Raw genomic sequence first — 14,140 nt, 5'->3', positions numbered from 1 at the left:
TGTAGTTACGAAAGTTACCAGCGGTAGTGGCTGAACGCCCTGTTGGCGTCGGCCATGCGGTGGGTGTCTTCGCGCTTCTTGACCGCGTTGCCGCGGTTGTTGGCGGCGTCGAGCAGCTCGCCCGAGAGGCGCGCGGCCATGGTCGTCTCGGCACGCCCGCGGGCGGCGGTGATCAGCCAGCGGATGGCGAGCGCCTGGGCGCGTTCCGGACGGACCTCGACCGGCACCTGGTAGGTGGCCCCGCCGACGCGCCGCGAACGGACCTCGACCTGCGGCTTCACGTTGTTGAGGGCATCGTGGAACAGCGCGATCGGATCGGCCTTGGCCTTGCTCTCGACCGTTTCGAGCGCACCGTAGACGATGCTCTCGGCGACGGACTTCTTCCCGTCGAGCATCAGGTTGTTCATGAACTTGGAGAGCACCTGATCCCCGAACTTGGGATCGGGCAGGATTTCCCGCTTCTCGGGACGACGACGACGTGACATCGGATGAATTCCTTATCTTCGGGCCGCTGCGATCAGGCGCTCGCGGCCGGGCAAAACCAGCGGGCGGCTTATTTCGGCCGCTTGGCCCCGTACTTGGAGCGGCTCTGGCGGCGATCCTTGACGCCCTGCGTGTCGAGCACGCCGCGCAGCACGTGGTAGCGCACGCCGGGAAGGTCGCGCACGCGGCCGCCGCGGATCAGCACCACCGAGTGCTCCTGCAGGTTGTGCCCCTCGCCGGGGATGTAGCTGATGACCTCGCGCCCGTTGGTCAGGCGGATCTTGGCCACCTTGCGCAGCGCCGAGTTCGGCTTCTTCGGGGTCGTCGTGTAGACGCGGGTGCAGACGCCGCGCTTCTGCGGGTTCTGCTCCATCGCAGGAACCTTGCTCTTGGCCTTCTGCGGCTCGCGGCCCTTGCGGACCAGCTGGTTGATCGTCGGCATAAATTCTCTTCACCTGGTTTGGCGTCAAACAGCGGGTGAAGGGAAAAAGGAACGTGCGCGCCGCGGCCGATGGGCCGAAAGGCGATGATCGCACGAGCCTGAAACGCTCCACCCGGCCTGGTGCCGGGTTACTTTGACGACCGCCCCCCTGAGGGCGCTGAGCCGCCAATGTTCAGCTCTATAAGTATCCGGTACAGGCTTGGTTGGTCACCCTGACTGCCCGGACGCGGCGGCCCCTATGCGAGTTTGCCCGGGCGGTCAACCACACTCGTGGAAACGCCGAGTTTCGAAATCGTGCCGCGATTCACCCGGGGACGTGTATGAAGGCCGTGGGACGCTCGCGGCAAACAGGCTGACGCTCCCCCGCTTTCCACCCCACACCGGATTGCCCTGCGCTCTCGCGGGCCCGGCGGCCACCCAAGGCGCCCAGCATGCTCGAAGCCCGTATCACGCGTTCGAACCCCGCCGAAAGCCTCGCGCTGGCGCTGATCCACGCCTCGCGCGCGCCGGTGCTGCTGCTCGACGCCGCATCGAAAGTCGTCGGCGCCAGCGATTCCTTCTGCACCGCCTTCGGCCTGCGGCCGCGCGACATGGCCGGCCGCTCGCTGGCGCAGCTCGGCCAGGGCGAATGGAACGTGCCGCGGCTGCGCTCGCTGCTCAAGACCTCCTTCGCCGGCACCGCCGCGGTCGACGCCTACGAGATCGACCTCGTCCGCGCCGGCCTGCCCGACGCCTGCATCGTGCTCAACGCCCACCGGCTGGATTACGACCAGGAAGCCCCGCTGGTCGTGCTCACCGCCACCGACGTCACCACGGCGCGGCACGAGCTGCGCCTCAAGGACGAACTGATCAGGGAAAAGCAGGTCCTGCTGCAGGAACTGCAGCACCGCGTCGCCAACAGCCTGCAGATCATCGCCAGCGTGCTGATGCAGAGCGCCCGCCGGGTGCAGTCGGAAGAGACCCGCGTGCACTTGCGCAACGCCCACAACCGGGTGCTGTCGATCGCCACCCTGCAGAAGCAGCTCGCCGTGGCGAGCGACGACAAGGTGCCGCTCGATCCCTATTTCACCGGCCTGTGCGACAGCATCGGCGCCTCGATGATCGACGACGACGGGCGCATCGCCCTGCACGCCGGCGGCGACAAGAGCGAGGTCACCGCCAACGTGGCGACGAGCCTCGGCCTGATCGTCACCGAGCTGGTGATCAACGCGCTCAAGCACGCCTTCCCCGATCGCAACCAGCCGGGCGAGATCGCGGTCGAATACCGCGCGCTCGGCACCGGCTTCGCGCTCACCGTGACCGACAACGGCATCGGCATCCCGGCCAGCGCCGCGCCGATAAAGCCGGGCCTCGGCACCGGCATCGTCGACGCCCTGGCGATGCAGCTCGGCGCCACGGTCGAACGGACCGACTGCGCGCCGGGGATGAAGGTGGCGGTGGTGCGGGCGGTTTAGGGTTGCCGAAGGCATTGACCCGTGCGGCCGACCGTTACCTTGTGATATAGGGCCGTCGGTCGCGCGCGAGGGGAGAGCCTTGCCATGCCCGACTACGACCACCCCGGATTCACCTACTGGCCCGGCAACGACCCGAAGTTCCCGATCGGCAATGTCGAGCTGGCCGGCACGCCCGGCCGCGTCGGCGGTTCGGCCACCGGCGAGATCGCCCTGCCCCAGGCCGCGCCGCAGCCGAAGATCGCCGCCGCCAGCTTCATCGCCGTCGAGCACTCGTGCAAGCTGTGGTTCGCGCTCGAAAGCACGACCAGCGCGGCGGGCCAGCTCGCCTGCGAAGTCGTGCTGCGCGGCCAGCACCTCTACTTCTGGAAGGATCACGGCGAAGGCGAGGTCGGGCCGGTGATGGAAATCCGCCTGAGCGCGGCGCAATGGCTCGCCGGCGGCACCACCGAAGTGGTGGTCGACCACGGCCACCACTGCGACACCCTGTTCGCCCACTGGGGCCTCAAGGGCGCGGCGGTGAGCTGCTACCTCAGCGTGCTCCACTTCGAGAAGAGCAAGCGCCAGTACCTCGCCGACCTGGAGGAAGCCGCAAGGCAGGCGGAGACGGGGGTGTACGAGGATGTGCCGTTGCCGCCGGAGCCTGAGGGGCCGGTGCCGGTGCCGGCGCCGGAGCCGGAGGTTGAGCCGGGGACTTGAGGTCCTGCTGGTCGCAGCCCAAATCACGCAATTGCCATATCCAACAAAATGGTCCGGGAACAAACAAAGAACTTTCCTACAAGCGCTTGCTTGTGCCAGCCATGGTCATGTCAGACGAATCCAACACGCCCCGCCCGCCCGCCTGCACCCGCGCCATTGCGCGGCAGGGCACGTCCTACATGGCCTATCGCCACGAGCCGCTCGATCCGGGCGATCCCCTGCTCGGCTTCCGCCCCGTCCCGCACAAGGCGGCGCGGCGCAATTCGATCGGGCCGGCGCGGCAGCGGGCGTTCGTCGCCAGTCTCGCCGAGTGCGGCATCGTCACCCAGGCGGCGCGCAGCATCGGCGCTTCGATGGAGGCGCTCTACAAGCTGCGCCAGAGGCCCGGCGCCGAGGAGTTCCGCGCGGCGTGGGACGCGGCGATCGACCGCGGGGTCATGCGGCTCGAGGACAGCGCGCTCGCCCGGGCGATCGAGGGGGAGGAGCGGATGGTCGTCTCGGGCGGCAAGGTGATGGGCTACGAGACGCGCTTCAACGAGGCGCTGGTGATGTTCTTCCTGCGCAACCGCCGCGGCGAGCGCTATGCGCCCGACTGGCGCGCGCTCAAGCCCGGGCACCCGGTCTACGAGCGCATCGCCGCCGAGGCGGTCGCCCGCTACCGCGCCGAGGAGGAGGAGAGCGAGGAGGAAGTGCTCGAATCGATCGACCGCTTCCTCGAAGGCATGCGCCAGCGGCGGCTCGCCAACGAGGCGCTGTTCGCCGAGATGGCGGCGGAGGAGGAGACCGCTGGCGAGGCGCGCCAGGAGCAAGCACGCGCGCGGCCGCTTTCTCCCGAAGCGGAGGGTGAGGAAGCGGAGGATCCGGCCGGCGACTAGCCGGCCGCAAGGCCGACCGGCCGCCCGAGCTCATGCGAGGAAAGCCAAGCCGGGCGGGAAGCGAAGCTGTGCTGCAAGCACATCCCCGGCGCCGGCGCCTGAGGCGAAATCAAAGATTGAGACAAAGTCAAATTGGGCCTAGGCTGCGGCAAAAGAACACAGCTTAACAGAGGGGCCTGCCATGACGCGTCGCACCATTTCCACTCGCCTTGCCGTGACCGCTTCCGCGCTCGCCGCCGCGGCGATGATGCTCGTTCCGGCGGGCGGTCTCGATGCGCAACAGGGTCCGCCGCCGGCCAAGCCGCTCGCCCCGGTGACGGCGAAGGAATGGAAGACCCCGGCCGATCTCGGCAAGCTGCAGCCGGTCGACACCACCTACACCCCGCCGAAAACTTCGTGGGGCGACTACAACTTCGCGCATACCTGGCAGATCGAGAACCTCAACGCCGCGCGGATCCTGTTCCAGCGCTCGCCCAAGTGGGCCAACCGGTTCTACCTCACGCCCGAGGAGTTCAAGATCCGCCAGACCAACGCCCAGCGCTCGGACTCGCAGTTTTCGAACGAGGGCTCGGGCCTGAATGCCGGGGGGACGCAGGGCCTCGCCAACTGGGTCACCAGCACCGAGTTCGGCCACCGCACCTCGATGCTGATCGACCCGGCCGACGGCCAGCTGCCGCCGCTCACCCCGTGGGCGGAGGAGCTGTGGAAGAACGGCCGCTCGAGCTGGGTGCCCGGCCAGGCCTACGATTCGCCGGCCGACTTCGACAGCTGGGACCGCTGCGTTTCCCGCGGCTTCCCGGCGTCGATGTTCCCCTTCCGCTACAACAACGGCATCCGCATCTTCCAGTCGCCCGGCTACATGGTCGTCAGCCTGGAGATGCTCGGCACGCGGATCATCCCGATCGGCAACGCCAAGCCCTGGCCGGGCCAGGTCGAGGCGTGGATGGGCAACGGCCGCGGGCACTGGGAAGGCAAGACCTTCGTCATCGAGACGAGCAACATCAAGAGCGGCGACGGGGTGACTTACGACATCCAGAAGCGCGCCGCCTCCCCGCTCAACATGGCGACGCAGAACGTGCCGCCGTTCAACACCATCCCGACCAGCGTCAAGGCCCACACGGTCGAGCGGCTGACCATGGTCGGCCCCGACACGATGGACTACCAGATCACCTACGACGACCCGATGGTCTTCACCCGCCCGTGGACCGCGCGCTTCGAATGGGCCCGCGACGACAGCTACCAGTTCTTCGAATACGCCTGCTTCGAAGGCGACGTGCAGGTCAGCGGCTACATCAAGTCGTCGCGCGCCGAGCGGGCGCAGATCGCCGCCGGCACGCGCAAGCCCGAGACCGGCGCCGACGATTCGCGCAGCCGCTTCGCCCAGCAGTTCGATTACGATCCGGCGGCCAACGACCGGCCCGGCCCGCCTCCGGGAGCGCGCCCGCCGGCGCCGCCGCCGGCGGCCAAGAGCGAGGGTTAACTCAGGCGCTCTTGCCGGCGTAGAGCAGGCGCCCTTCGCCGAGCGCGCCCATCACCCGGTTCACTTCGCAGTCCTCGACCGCGAAGCAGCCGAAGCTGCGGCCGATGCGGCCCCGCGCGTCGATCATCGCCGGGTCGACGTAGCTCGCCCCGTGGATGACGATCGCCCGGTCGAGCGCGGCGCTGTTGTCGGGATCGAGCCCGATCAGGCGCTGCGAGCGGCCGTGCTTGCCGTAGTAAGGCGTCGCGGTGACGTACGACCCGCGCGAGCTGGCGTTCGAGCCGGGCTCGTTCGAGAAGCGCTGGACATAGCCGGTGTTGGTGAGATCCGAGCCCTTGCCGTGGGCGACCAGCCACATGTGCTCGATCTGCCCGCCCTCGAGGTCGACGAGGTAGAAGCGCCGCTCCCGCGAGGCGAGCGAGAAGTCGACCAGGCCGATCTTGTCGCGCCGGCCGAGATAGGGCGCGTGCGCATCGAGCGCGGCGCGCGCCTCGGCCAGCAGCGGCGGTTCGTCGGCGGCGCGAACGGCGGCCGGGACTTGCGGCGGCAGCAACGGAGAGGGGGTGCGGCGTGCGAGCGGCGTCGAGCGGCCGAGCAGAGCGCTGGAGGCGCTCACGGTCATAGCAGCGGCGGCGGCGACGAAATGCCGTCGGTTGAGAATCATGGTGACCCTGTATGTTGTGGGCGAGGCCCCGTCCGGCCCCTGTTGACTTTGCCCAATATAGCAACGGGGCTTAATATTACCTGTAAAAGAGACAGGCCGTTGGGCGGCCGGGGTGAACGGAGGAACCTAGCCGCGCGGCGGGTTCATTCGCCGGCGAGGAACTCGACCAGCGCCTTGACCTTCTTCTGCCGCCATTGCGGGCGCGGGGCGATCAGCCAGTAGGCGCGGCGGCCTTCCTCGGGGCCTTCGAGCACCTTGAGCCGGCCGGATTCGAGCGCTTCCTCGCACAGGAGCAGCGGCAGCATCGCCTTGCCGAGCCCGGCGAGCGCGCTGGCCAGCGCCTGCCCGGCGTTGCCGACCTGCAGCGCCGGCTCGACGCCTTCGGGGAGCGGCGCTCCCGGCCAGGCGACCCATTCATCGGGCGCGCCCTCGGCGGCGACGACCACGCGCTGGGCCGGGGCGAGCTGGACGCCTTCGAGATCGTCCGGCCCTTCGACCAGGCGCACGGCGACGTCGAGGTTGGCTTCGGTGAAATCGACCTCCTCGCCGCCGATCAGCTGGTAGCGCACCTCGGGGTGCTCGCGGCGGAACGCGGCGAGCCGGGCGGCGAGCCACTGGGCGTAGAACTCGCGCGGGGCGGCGATGGTGTAGAAGTGGCTCGATTGCCCCGCCTGCATCGCCTGCACCGCTTCCTCGAAGCGCAGGAAGCCCTCCCGCAGCGGGTCGAGCCCGGCCTCGGCCTCGTCGGTCAGCTCGAGCCCCTTGCTGGTGCGGCGGAACAGCACCACCCCGAGCACGTCCTCAAGCGCGCGGATCTGCTGCCCGACCGCCGCCGGGGTCACCGCCAGCTCGTCGGCGGCGCGCGTAAACGACAAGTGCCGCGCGGCGGCGTCGAACACGCGCAAGGCGTTGAGAGGCAGATGCGTGCGCTTCATGGCCGGAGCGCTCTAAGGTCCCGGCCGGGAACTGGCAATGGCGCAGCCGCCAGGCGGGTCAGCGCGAATGCAGCGTCTGCACTGCGCTGTCCGCCTCGCCACAGCGGCGGCGGGCGTATTCAGCGGATTCGAGCAGCAACTCCATCATCTTTCGTTTTCCCGGCAAGGTCAGGGACAGCCACACGTCGTCGTTGTGGGTCTTGCCCTCGCTGCGTTCGATGAGGCCCTTGTCGATCAGGAGGTTGAGACAGCGATAGGCGGTGAGCTGCGGCAGATCGTCTTCGGCGGTGAGCTGGTCGAGCGAGACGCGATAGCCATTGGCTTCGCGGATGAAGATTTCGAGCATGATCGCCCACGCCGGATTGGCGAAGCCGACGTCGGGAAAGATCCGCACCCTGAGGCGGGTGATCGCCCGCGCGGCCGTCGCCAGCGCCAGGACCAGTTCATGCCGGTCGGCATCGGCGAGGACGCGGTTGAGGTGTGGCCCGGCCGCCAGATGCTCGGCCCAGGACAACAAGTGATGAGCAAGCGCGCGGACATCGCCGGCGCTGGGGAGCGCATTTTTGACCATCGATTCCTCGAGCTGTAATTTCGTCCGTGCCGGCGAGTGGCCGTGGCAGGGCGGACGCGCGCCTTAGTCGCGCCGAAACCGACGTGCTTTGCAATTCGCGCCAAAGTGTGTGCAATTGCCCCCGGAGGTCGCTCGCATTGCAGGCTCTGGGAGAGAGTCGGGATGCAACTGATTCGCGCGGTTTCACTGCTGGGCTATCTCGACGTCGCGGCTTCGCTGGGGCTCGACGGGAACTCGATGCTGCGGGCCGCCGGCATTGCCGAGGAAGCGCTCAGCGATCCCGAAAACCGCATTCCCGCCGGCCGCCTGGCTGATCTGCTGGAGATGTCCGCGGCCGCGACGGGCCGCGAGGATTTCGCCCTGCTGACGGCGGGCCGGCGGAACTTCGCCAATCTCGGGCCCATCAGCATGCTGCTCGAGCACCTGCCGAACCTGCGCGAGGTCATTCGCGCCTGCATCGCCAACCAGCGCCATTTCAACGACATCGTCGACATTTCGATGGAAGAGGACGGCGACGTCTGCCTCGTCAGGTTCGCCCTGCCACCGAACCTCCACCGGGAGCTGGTGGTCGATCAGACGATCGGCGTGGCGCATCGCGGGCTCGTCGGCGTCTCGGGCGGACACTGGCGGCCCGATCGCGTCTACCTGACCCGCAAGGCGCCGAGGGACCGGCTCCCGTGGCAGCGGTTCTTTGGTGCTCCGGTCGAGTTCGGCAGCAGCTTCAACGGCTTCTCCTGCTCGCGCGACATGCTGCGCAGGCCCAATCCGCTGGCCGACGAGACGATGGCGCAGCACGCCCAGCGCCTGCTCGGCCTGGTGTCGGTGGCGGCAGGGCCGAAGCCTGTCAGCGAACGCGTGCGCCGCGCCATCGCCGCGCTGCTGCCCGACGGGCGGGCAACGCTCGAGCAAGTCGCCGCGCAAATGGCCGTGAGCCCGCGCAAGCTGCAACGGCAATTGGATGGCGAAGGCTATCGCTTCGGTGAGTTGCTGGGCGAGGTGCGCAAGGAGCTCGCCGCGGCCTACCTGACGGGCTCGAGCCAGCCGGTCACTTCGGTGGCCGGCCTGCTCGGCTATGCCTCGCCGAGCGCCTTCACGCGGTGGTTCGCCGGCGCTTTCGGCAGTTCGCCCCAGGCCTGGCGTTCGGCGGCGAGCAAAGCGCCGCCTTCCTAGAGGTCAGTTCGCTTCGGCGGGCGCGGCGAGCGGGAAGAACGGAATCGCCACCTCGAACAGCCGGCCTTCGCCGTCGCGGAAGGTGTAGTGACCTTCCATCGAACCGTGCGGAGTCGCCAGGGGGCAGCCGGAAACGTAATCGTGGGTCTCGCGCGGCGAGAGCACCGGCATTTCGCCGACCACGCCTTCGCCGTCGACCAGGCTGACCATTCCGCGCGCGTCGGTGATGCGCCAGTGGCGGGTCATCAGCTGGATGGTGTCGTCGCGGTCGTTCTCGATGCGGATGTGATAGACCCAGAACCACTTGCCCGCCTCGATCCGCGACTGCTCGGGCATGAAAGTCACCGAGACGTGGACGGCCACTCCGTCTGTCATCGCGGTGTGCTGGAACAGGCTGCGGAGGGCATCGAGCATGACGGGCCGAAGCGTAACGCCTTTGCCGGCGGGCCGCAATCGATGTGCGGCGGATCGGGCGGAGTAATCCTCAGGCGTCGACCGGCACCGGCTTTGCGAGCGCCGAGGAATCGCAGATGAGCTCCCAGCAGACACCGCCGGGATGGAAGTGCAGGGTGACCTCGGCCCCGAGATTGTGCTGCGGCACGTCGCGGATCAGCGTGGTGCCGAAGCCGCTGTGCTGGGGCCTGACGACGGCCGGGCCGCCGCTCTCGCGCCACCACAGCATCAGTCCCGCTCCGTCCGGCCGGTGCGACCAGCCGATGTCTACCGAACCGTCCTCGGTCGAAAGCGCACCGTACTTGAGCGAGTTGGTCGCCAGCTCGTGCATGGCCATGCCGATGACCTCGGCGGCGCGCGGGGCAAGCGAGATCGGCGGCCCGCCGACGACGAACTCGCCCGGCGCATCGTGGATGAAGGCAAGCTGCAACTGGACCAGCTCGTCGATCGGGACCTCGCGCCATTCGCGGCCGACGAGGATGTCCTGGTTGATTGCCAGGCTCTGCACGCGGTCTTCGAAACGGGCGAGGAAGCCTTCTTCGCCGGGCGCGCTGCGGCGGGCGAGCGCCTGGATCGTGGTCAGCATGTTCTTCGAGCGGTGGTTGACCTCCATCAGCAGCAGACGGATCTGCTCGGCCTGCTCGCGCTGCTGGGTGATGTCGGTGTTGGTGCCGAACCAGCGGACGATCTCGCCGGTCCCGTTGCGGATCGGTTTGGCGCGCGAGAGAAACCAGCAGTACTCGCCATCCTTGCCGCGCATCGGGAAGGTGTCTTCGTAGTCCTCGCCCGCCGCGATCGCGGCGAGGTAAGTGGCGACCACGCGCTTGCGGTAATCCGGGTGAACGACCTTTCGCCTTCTCTGGTCCATCGTTTCTTCGTCGGTAAGGCCGGTGAATTCGTACCAGCGCTTGTTGAACCAGAAGATGTGGCCGTTGGGCTCGGCCATCCAGGCGAACTGGCTGATGTTCTCGGCCAGCGTGCGGAAGCGCTCTTCGCTTTCGCGCACCGCCTCCTGCACGCGCAAGTATTCGCCGACGTCGCGGGCGAGCTTGCTGGCGCCGATGATCGTACCGCTGGCGTCGCGCACCGGGGAGACGCTGACCTGCACGTCGAGCAAGTGGCCGTCCTTGTGCAGGCGCTTGGTGTAGAACGGCGGCACCCGCTCGCCGGCGCGGATGCGGGCGAGGATCTGGTCCTCTTCTTCCTGCCGGTCCGGCGGCAGCAGGCGGCGGATCGAGCCGCCGACCATTTCTTCGGAAGTCCAGCCGAACAACCGCTGCGCCGCCGGATTCCAGGCGATCACGATCCCGTCGGTGTTCTTGGCCACGATCGCATCGTCGCACGATTCGACGAGCGCGGCGTAGAAATCGCGGAGTTCCGTCATTCAGATGTTTCGCCCAGCCGCAGGGATGCCCCGCGAATCGCCCCCGTGGTGGATTCGATAGTTAACGCAGCGAACGGTGCGGCGGTTCCCCGCGCGCCGGACTCGGTCAAAGCCCGGCCCTGGTCAGGGCCTGGTCGAGGTCGTCGATCACGTCCTGCGGGTCTTCGAGGCCGACGTTCAGGCGCAGCATGCCCTCGGAGACGCCCATCTCGGCGCGCGCCTCCGCGCTCACCGAATAGTGGGTGGTGGAGGCGTTGTGGCACATCAGCGAGCGGGCATCGCCGATGTTGTTGGAAATATCGATCAGCTCGAGCGCGTTGAGCACGGCGAAGGCCTGCTCGCGCCCTTCGACCTCGAACGAGAAGATCGGCCCCGCCGCGTCCATCTGTTTCATCGCCAGGTCGTGCTGCGGGTGACTCGGCAGCGCCGGGAAGTTGATCTTCGGCACCCGGCCTTCGAGGAAGCGGCCGACCCTGAGCGCGTTCTCGCTCTGGCGGTGGGCGCGCAGGTCGAGCGTCTCGAGCCCCTTGAGCACGACCCAGGCGTTGAACGGCGACAGGTTCGGCCCGGTGTGCCGCTGCATCGCCAGCAGCTTGTTGTTGATGAAGTCGCTCGTGCCGCAAACCGCGCCGGCGAGCACCCTGCCCTGCCCGTCCATCAGCTTGGTAGCCGAATAGGCGACGACGTCGGCGCCGAATTCCATCGGCCGCTGCAGCGCCGGGGTGGCGAAGGCGTTGTCGACCACGCTGGTGATGCCGCGCTCGCGGGCGAGGCCGCAGACGAATGTCATGTCGACCACGTCCATCGTCGGATTGGCCGGGGTCTCGAAGAAGAACACCTTGGTGTTCGGCCGGATCGCGTCGACCCACGCCTGGTTGTCGCGCGCGTCGATGGTGGTGGATTCGATGCCGAAGCGCGGCATGAGCTGGTCGACCAGCCAGCGGCACGAGCCGAAGGCCGCGCGCCCGGCGACGACGTGGTCGCCCTGGCTCAGCTGGCACAGCAGGGCGACGGTCATCGCCGCCATGCCGCTCGACTGCACGCGGCACGCTTCCGCGCCTTCCATCGACGCGATCCGTTCCTCGAGCATCGCCACGGTCGGGTTCTGCAACCGCGAGTAAGTCATGCCCGGGTCTTCGCCGCGGAACCGCGCCGCGGCGGTCTCGGCGGAATCGTAGGCATAGCCCGAGGTCAGGAACAGCGCCTCGCTGGTCTCGCCCTGCTCGCTGCGCCAGGTCCCGGCGCGCACGGCGCGCGTGGCGGGGCGCCATTTGGAGGTGATCGAGCGGTCGGTTCCGGTGGTCTTCTTCATCGCCATGGCTCGATAGGTCGGCAGGGAACGAGGGGCAAGCGCGACCTTGCTCCCTCTCCCGCCGCGCGATAACGATCGTTACCGATGAGCCAGGCGCCCGATCACCCGCGCGATCCGCTCGCCTGGAACCTGGCCATCGCGCTGGCCTTCCTCGTGCTCGCGGCGATCCGCCTGACGATCCCCTCCAAGCCGTTCTTCGACGAAGTCCACTACCTGCCCGCCGCGCGCACGCTGATGGCGCTGTCACGCCCGGTCAACGTCGAGCATCCGCTGCTCGGCAAGGAGCTGATCGGGCTGGGATTGCGGCTATTGGGCGACAACCCGCTGGGCTGGCGGATCATGCCGCTGCTGTTCGGCACGCTCGGCCTGTTCGCCGCGATGCGCGCGCTGTGGTTCGCCAGCTGCTCGCGCTTTGCCTCGATCGCCGGCGGCCTGCTGCTGGCGAGCGATTTCATGTGGTTCGTGATGAGCCGCATCGCCATGCTCGACGTGTTCATGGCCAGCCTCGTGCTCGTCGCCCTGTGGGCCTTCGCCGGGGCGCTGCGCGAGAACGAGACCGGGCGGCGGCGGCTGGCGATCGCGGGGATGGCGCTCGGCCTGGCGATGGCGGCCAAATGGAGCGCGGTGCCGCTGGCGGTGCTGCCGGGCATCGCGTTCGCCGCCGTCCGCCTGCGCGAGAGCGGCTGGCGCGGCTTCACCAGCGGCCGCGGGGCGCCGGTGGCGGGAATCACGATCTGGGAAGCGGCGCTGTGGCTGGGCCTGGTGCCGCTGGCGATCTATGCGCTGACCTTCGTCCCGGCCATGTTCTACGCCCACGATCCGCTCGCGCCGACCGGGCTGGTCGCGCTGCACCGCGAGATGATCCACCTGCAGGATTCGGTGGTCAAGCCGCATCCCTACCAGAGCGTGTGGTACCAGTGGATCGTCGACTGGCGGGCGATCTGGTTCCTCTATGAGAACGTCGACGGCGCGCAGCGCGGCATCCTGCTGGTCGGCAATCCGCTGACGATGCTGCTCGGCCTCCTCGCGCTGGTCTGGGCGGGGGTTTACGGGTTCGGCGAAGGCCGGCGAGACGCGGCGGCGCTGGTGATCCTCTATCTCGTCTCGCTCGGCGCGTGGATCCTCGCCGGCAAGCCGGTGCAGTTCTATTACCATTACCTGCTGCCGGGGACCTTCCTGATGGGAATGCTCGCGCTCGCGCTCGATTCCCTGTGGCGCAGCGGATGGCGGAAGATCGCGCTGGCCGTTCTAGCGGCGAGCCTCGCGCTGTTCGCGGGCTTCTACCCGATCCTGTCAGCGGCGCGACTCGCCAGCCCGCAGTCGTTCGCCCACTGGATGTGGCTCGACAGCTGGCGCTAGGCTCTAGAGCCTGGGCAGGCGCTTCTGGTCCTTGGGACCGGCGACCAGCCAGACCAGGAAGCCCACGATCGGGAAGATGAAGATCCCGAGCGCCCAGCCGATCTTGACGCCGTCCGAGCGGGTATTCCGCCAGACATTGAGGACCGCCCATATGTCGAGCCCGATGACGATCAAGCCGAACAGCATCTTGAACATGGCCTTCTCCCTCGCGAGAACGATTACTGTATTATCGAAATAATACACATCGCGCGTTTGCGCAAGGTCAGCTCGCTTGCGGTCGGACGGACGCCATCAACCGTTTGACGTTTTCCGGCGACAGCGCGGCGAGGTATTCGGCCTGCATCTCGGCGGTGAGCACCTCGACCATCCGGTCGCCCTCGAGCCACAGCTCGATCACTCCGAACGCGCCCCCGCGCTTGCGGTACTTGGCCGGCCAGCCCTCGCGCCGGGCGATTGCCAGCACCTCCTCCTGAGTCAGCGGCGTCGCCATCGCGAAGTGCGTCGCCACGCCGAAATCAGCGCCGCGGGCGGGATCGTGCAGGCCCACTCCGTCGGCGTCGCCGGGCACTTCCCGCAGCACGGTGCCGCGCGGATAGACCTCGACGGTGGTGTTGCGCTCGTCGAGAGCGAGCGCCACCCAGCTCCCCTTGGCGACCGGCGGAAACGGCACCGCCTGCCCGCTCCCGAACAGCTCGGCGATAACGCCAGCGACGTGCTGCGGATCGCGCGCGTCGATCGACAAATGAAAGAGCATCGGATTCCTCCCGAAATTGACTGCCGGGCGCCATGATTAGCGCGGCCGCGGAATCCACAATAGTCCGACCGGCTGACGCCGCAGTTCGACCAACGACCGATCGGCTGC

16 protein-coding genes are annotated in these 14,140 nt (G+C 68.2%); 6 read left to right on the top strand and 10 right to left on the bottom strand.

Annotated features, from left to right (window positions below; genetic code table 11):
* Positions 1-14: 14 nt before the first annotated feature.
* Positions 15-485 carry a 30S ribosomal protein S7 gene (rpsG, locus tag G7B69_RS00950; protein WP_166175137.1) on the bottom strand — a complete coding sequence of 157 codons (471 nt, stop codon included), beginning with the start codon at positions 483-485 and terminating at the stop codon, positions 15-17.
* 68 nt (positions 486-553) lie between these two features.
* A complete protein-coding gene (gene rpsL / locus G7B69_RS00945) occupies positions 554-925 on the bottom strand; it encodes a 30S ribosomal protein S12 (RefSeq protein WP_166175135.1) in 372 nt (123 codons plus the stop codon).
* Positions 926-1,356: 431 nt separating this feature from the next.
* Between rpsL and G7B69_RS00940 the strand changes: the two genes are divergently transcribed.
* The 4 genes from G7B69_RS00940 (at position 1,357) to G7B69_RS00925 (ending at position 5,430) form a co-directional block, all read left to right on the top strand.
* On the top strand, positions 1,357-2,379 hold the full coding sequence (locus G7B69_RS00940) for a sensor histidine kinase (RefSeq protein WP_166175133.1): 1,023 nt from the start codon (positions 1,357-1,359) through the stop codon (positions 2,377-2,379).
* Positions 2,380-2,463: 84 nt separating this feature from the next.
* Positions 2,464-3,075, top strand: a complete 612-nt coding sequence (locus G7B69_RS00935) for a hypothetical protein (protein WP_166175131.1) — start codon at positions 2,464-2,466, stop codon at positions 3,073-3,075.
* Between the two features lie 107 nt (positions 3,076-3,182).
* Positions 3,183-3,950 carry a hypothetical protein gene (locus G7B69_RS00930; RefSeq protein WP_166175129.1) on the top strand — a complete coding sequence of 256 codons (768 nt, stop codon included), beginning with the start codon at positions 3,183-3,185 and terminating at the stop codon, positions 3,948-3,950.
* Between the two features lie 181 nt (positions 3,951-4,131).
* On the top strand, positions 4,132-5,430 hold the full coding sequence (locus G7B69_RS00925) for a hypothetical protein (protein WP_166175127.1): 1,299 nt from the start codon (positions 4,132-4,134) through the stop codon (positions 5,428-5,430).
* A 1-nt stretch (position 5,431) separates the two neighbouring features.
* On the opposite strand, the gene G7B69_RS00920 is transcribed toward G7B69_RS00925, so the two are convergent.
* From G7B69_RS00920 to G7B69_RS00910, 3 genes are all read right to left on the bottom strand, one after another.
* Positions 5,432-6,094, bottom strand: coding sequence for a murein L,D-transpeptidase catalytic domain family protein (locus G7B69_RS00920; protein ID WP_166175125.1), 663 nt, complete (start codon positions 6,092-6,094; stop codon positions 5,432-5,434).
* Between the two features lie 143 nt (positions 6,095-6,237).
* A complete protein-coding gene (locus tag G7B69_RS00915) occupies positions 6,238-7,029 on the bottom strand; it encodes a LysR substrate-binding domain-containing protein (protein WP_166175123.1) in 792 nt (263 codons plus the stop codon).
* A 58-nt stretch (positions 7,030-7,087) separates the two neighbouring features.
* Positions 7,088-7,600 carry a TrmB family transcriptional regulator gene (locus G7B69_RS00910; RefSeq protein ID WP_166175121.1) on the bottom strand — a complete coding sequence of 171 codons (513 nt, stop codon included), beginning with the start codon at positions 7,598-7,600 and terminating at the stop codon, positions 7,088-7,090.
* Positions 7,601-7,762: 162 nt separating this feature from the next.
* Between G7B69_RS00910 and G7B69_RS00905 the strand changes: the two genes are divergently transcribed.
* On the top strand, positions 7,763-8,770 hold the full coding sequence (locus tag G7B69_RS00905; RefSeq protein ID WP_166175119.1) for an AraC family transcriptional regulator: 1,008 nt from the start codon (positions 7,763-7,765) through the stop codon (positions 8,768-8,770).
* A gap of 3 nt (positions 8,771-8,773) precedes the next feature.
* Here G7B69_RS00905 and apaG read toward each other — a convergent pair whose 3' ends face one another.
* The 3 genes from apaG to G7B69_RS00890 form a co-directional block, all read right to left on the bottom strand.
* Positions 8,774-9,184 carry a Co2+/Mg2+ efflux protein ApaG gene (apaG, locus tag G7B69_RS00900; protein WP_166175117.1) on the bottom strand — a complete coding sequence of 137 codons (411 nt, stop codon included), beginning with the start codon at positions 9,182-9,184 and terminating at the stop codon, positions 8,774-8,776.
* A gap of 70 nt (positions 9,185-9,254) precedes the next feature.
* On the bottom strand, positions 9,255-10,607 hold the full coding sequence (locus G7B69_RS00895; protein ID WP_166175115.1) for a PAS domain S-box protein: 1,353 nt from the start codon (positions 10,605-10,607) through the stop codon (positions 9,255-9,257).
* Between the two features lie 106 nt (positions 10,608-10,713).
* Entirely contained in the window at positions 10,714-11,919 is a 1,206-nt protein-coding gene (locus tag G7B69_RS00890) for a trans-sulfuration enzyme family protein (RefSeq protein ID WP_166175113.1), read from the bottom strand.
* Between the two features lie 84 nt (positions 11,920-12,003).
* Here G7B69_RS00890 and G7B69_RS00885 point away from each other — a divergent pair, with 84 nt between their 5' ends.
* Positions 12,004-13,278, top strand: a complete 1,275-nt coding sequence (locus G7B69_RS00885) for a glycosyltransferase family 39 protein (protein WP_166175111.1) — start codon at positions 12,004-12,006, stop codon at positions 13,276-13,278.
* A 3-nt stretch (positions 13,279-13,281) separates the two neighbouring features.
* Here the strand turns inward: G7B69_RS00885 and G7B69_RS00880 are convergent, their stop codons facing one another.
* Together G7B69_RS00880 and G7B69_RS00875 are read right to left on the bottom strand one after the other, a co-directional pair.
* A complete protein-coding gene (locus G7B69_RS00880) occupies positions 13,282-13,473 on the bottom strand; it encodes a PLD nuclease N-terminal domain-containing protein (protein WP_166175109.1) in 192 nt (63 codons plus the stop codon).
* A gap of 67 nt (positions 13,474-13,540) precedes the next feature.
* Positions 13,541-14,032: a hypothetical protein gene (locus G7B69_RS00875; protein ID WP_166175107.1), complete on the bottom strand. Its 492-nt coding sequence runs from the start codon at positions 14,030-14,032 to the stop codon at positions 13,541-13,543.
* Positions 14,033-14,140: the final 108 nt, after the last annotated feature.

This window comes from Croceibacterium segetis, from assembly GCF_011320115.1.
GTDB classification, from domain to species: domain Bacteria; phylum Pseudomonadota; class Alphaproteobacteria; order Sphingomonadales; family Sphingomonadaceae; genus Croceibacterium_B; species Croceibacterium_B segetis.
The sequence above is the reverse complement of the archived record's forward strand: the minus strand, read 5'-3'. Positions and strand labels throughout refer to the sequence as shown.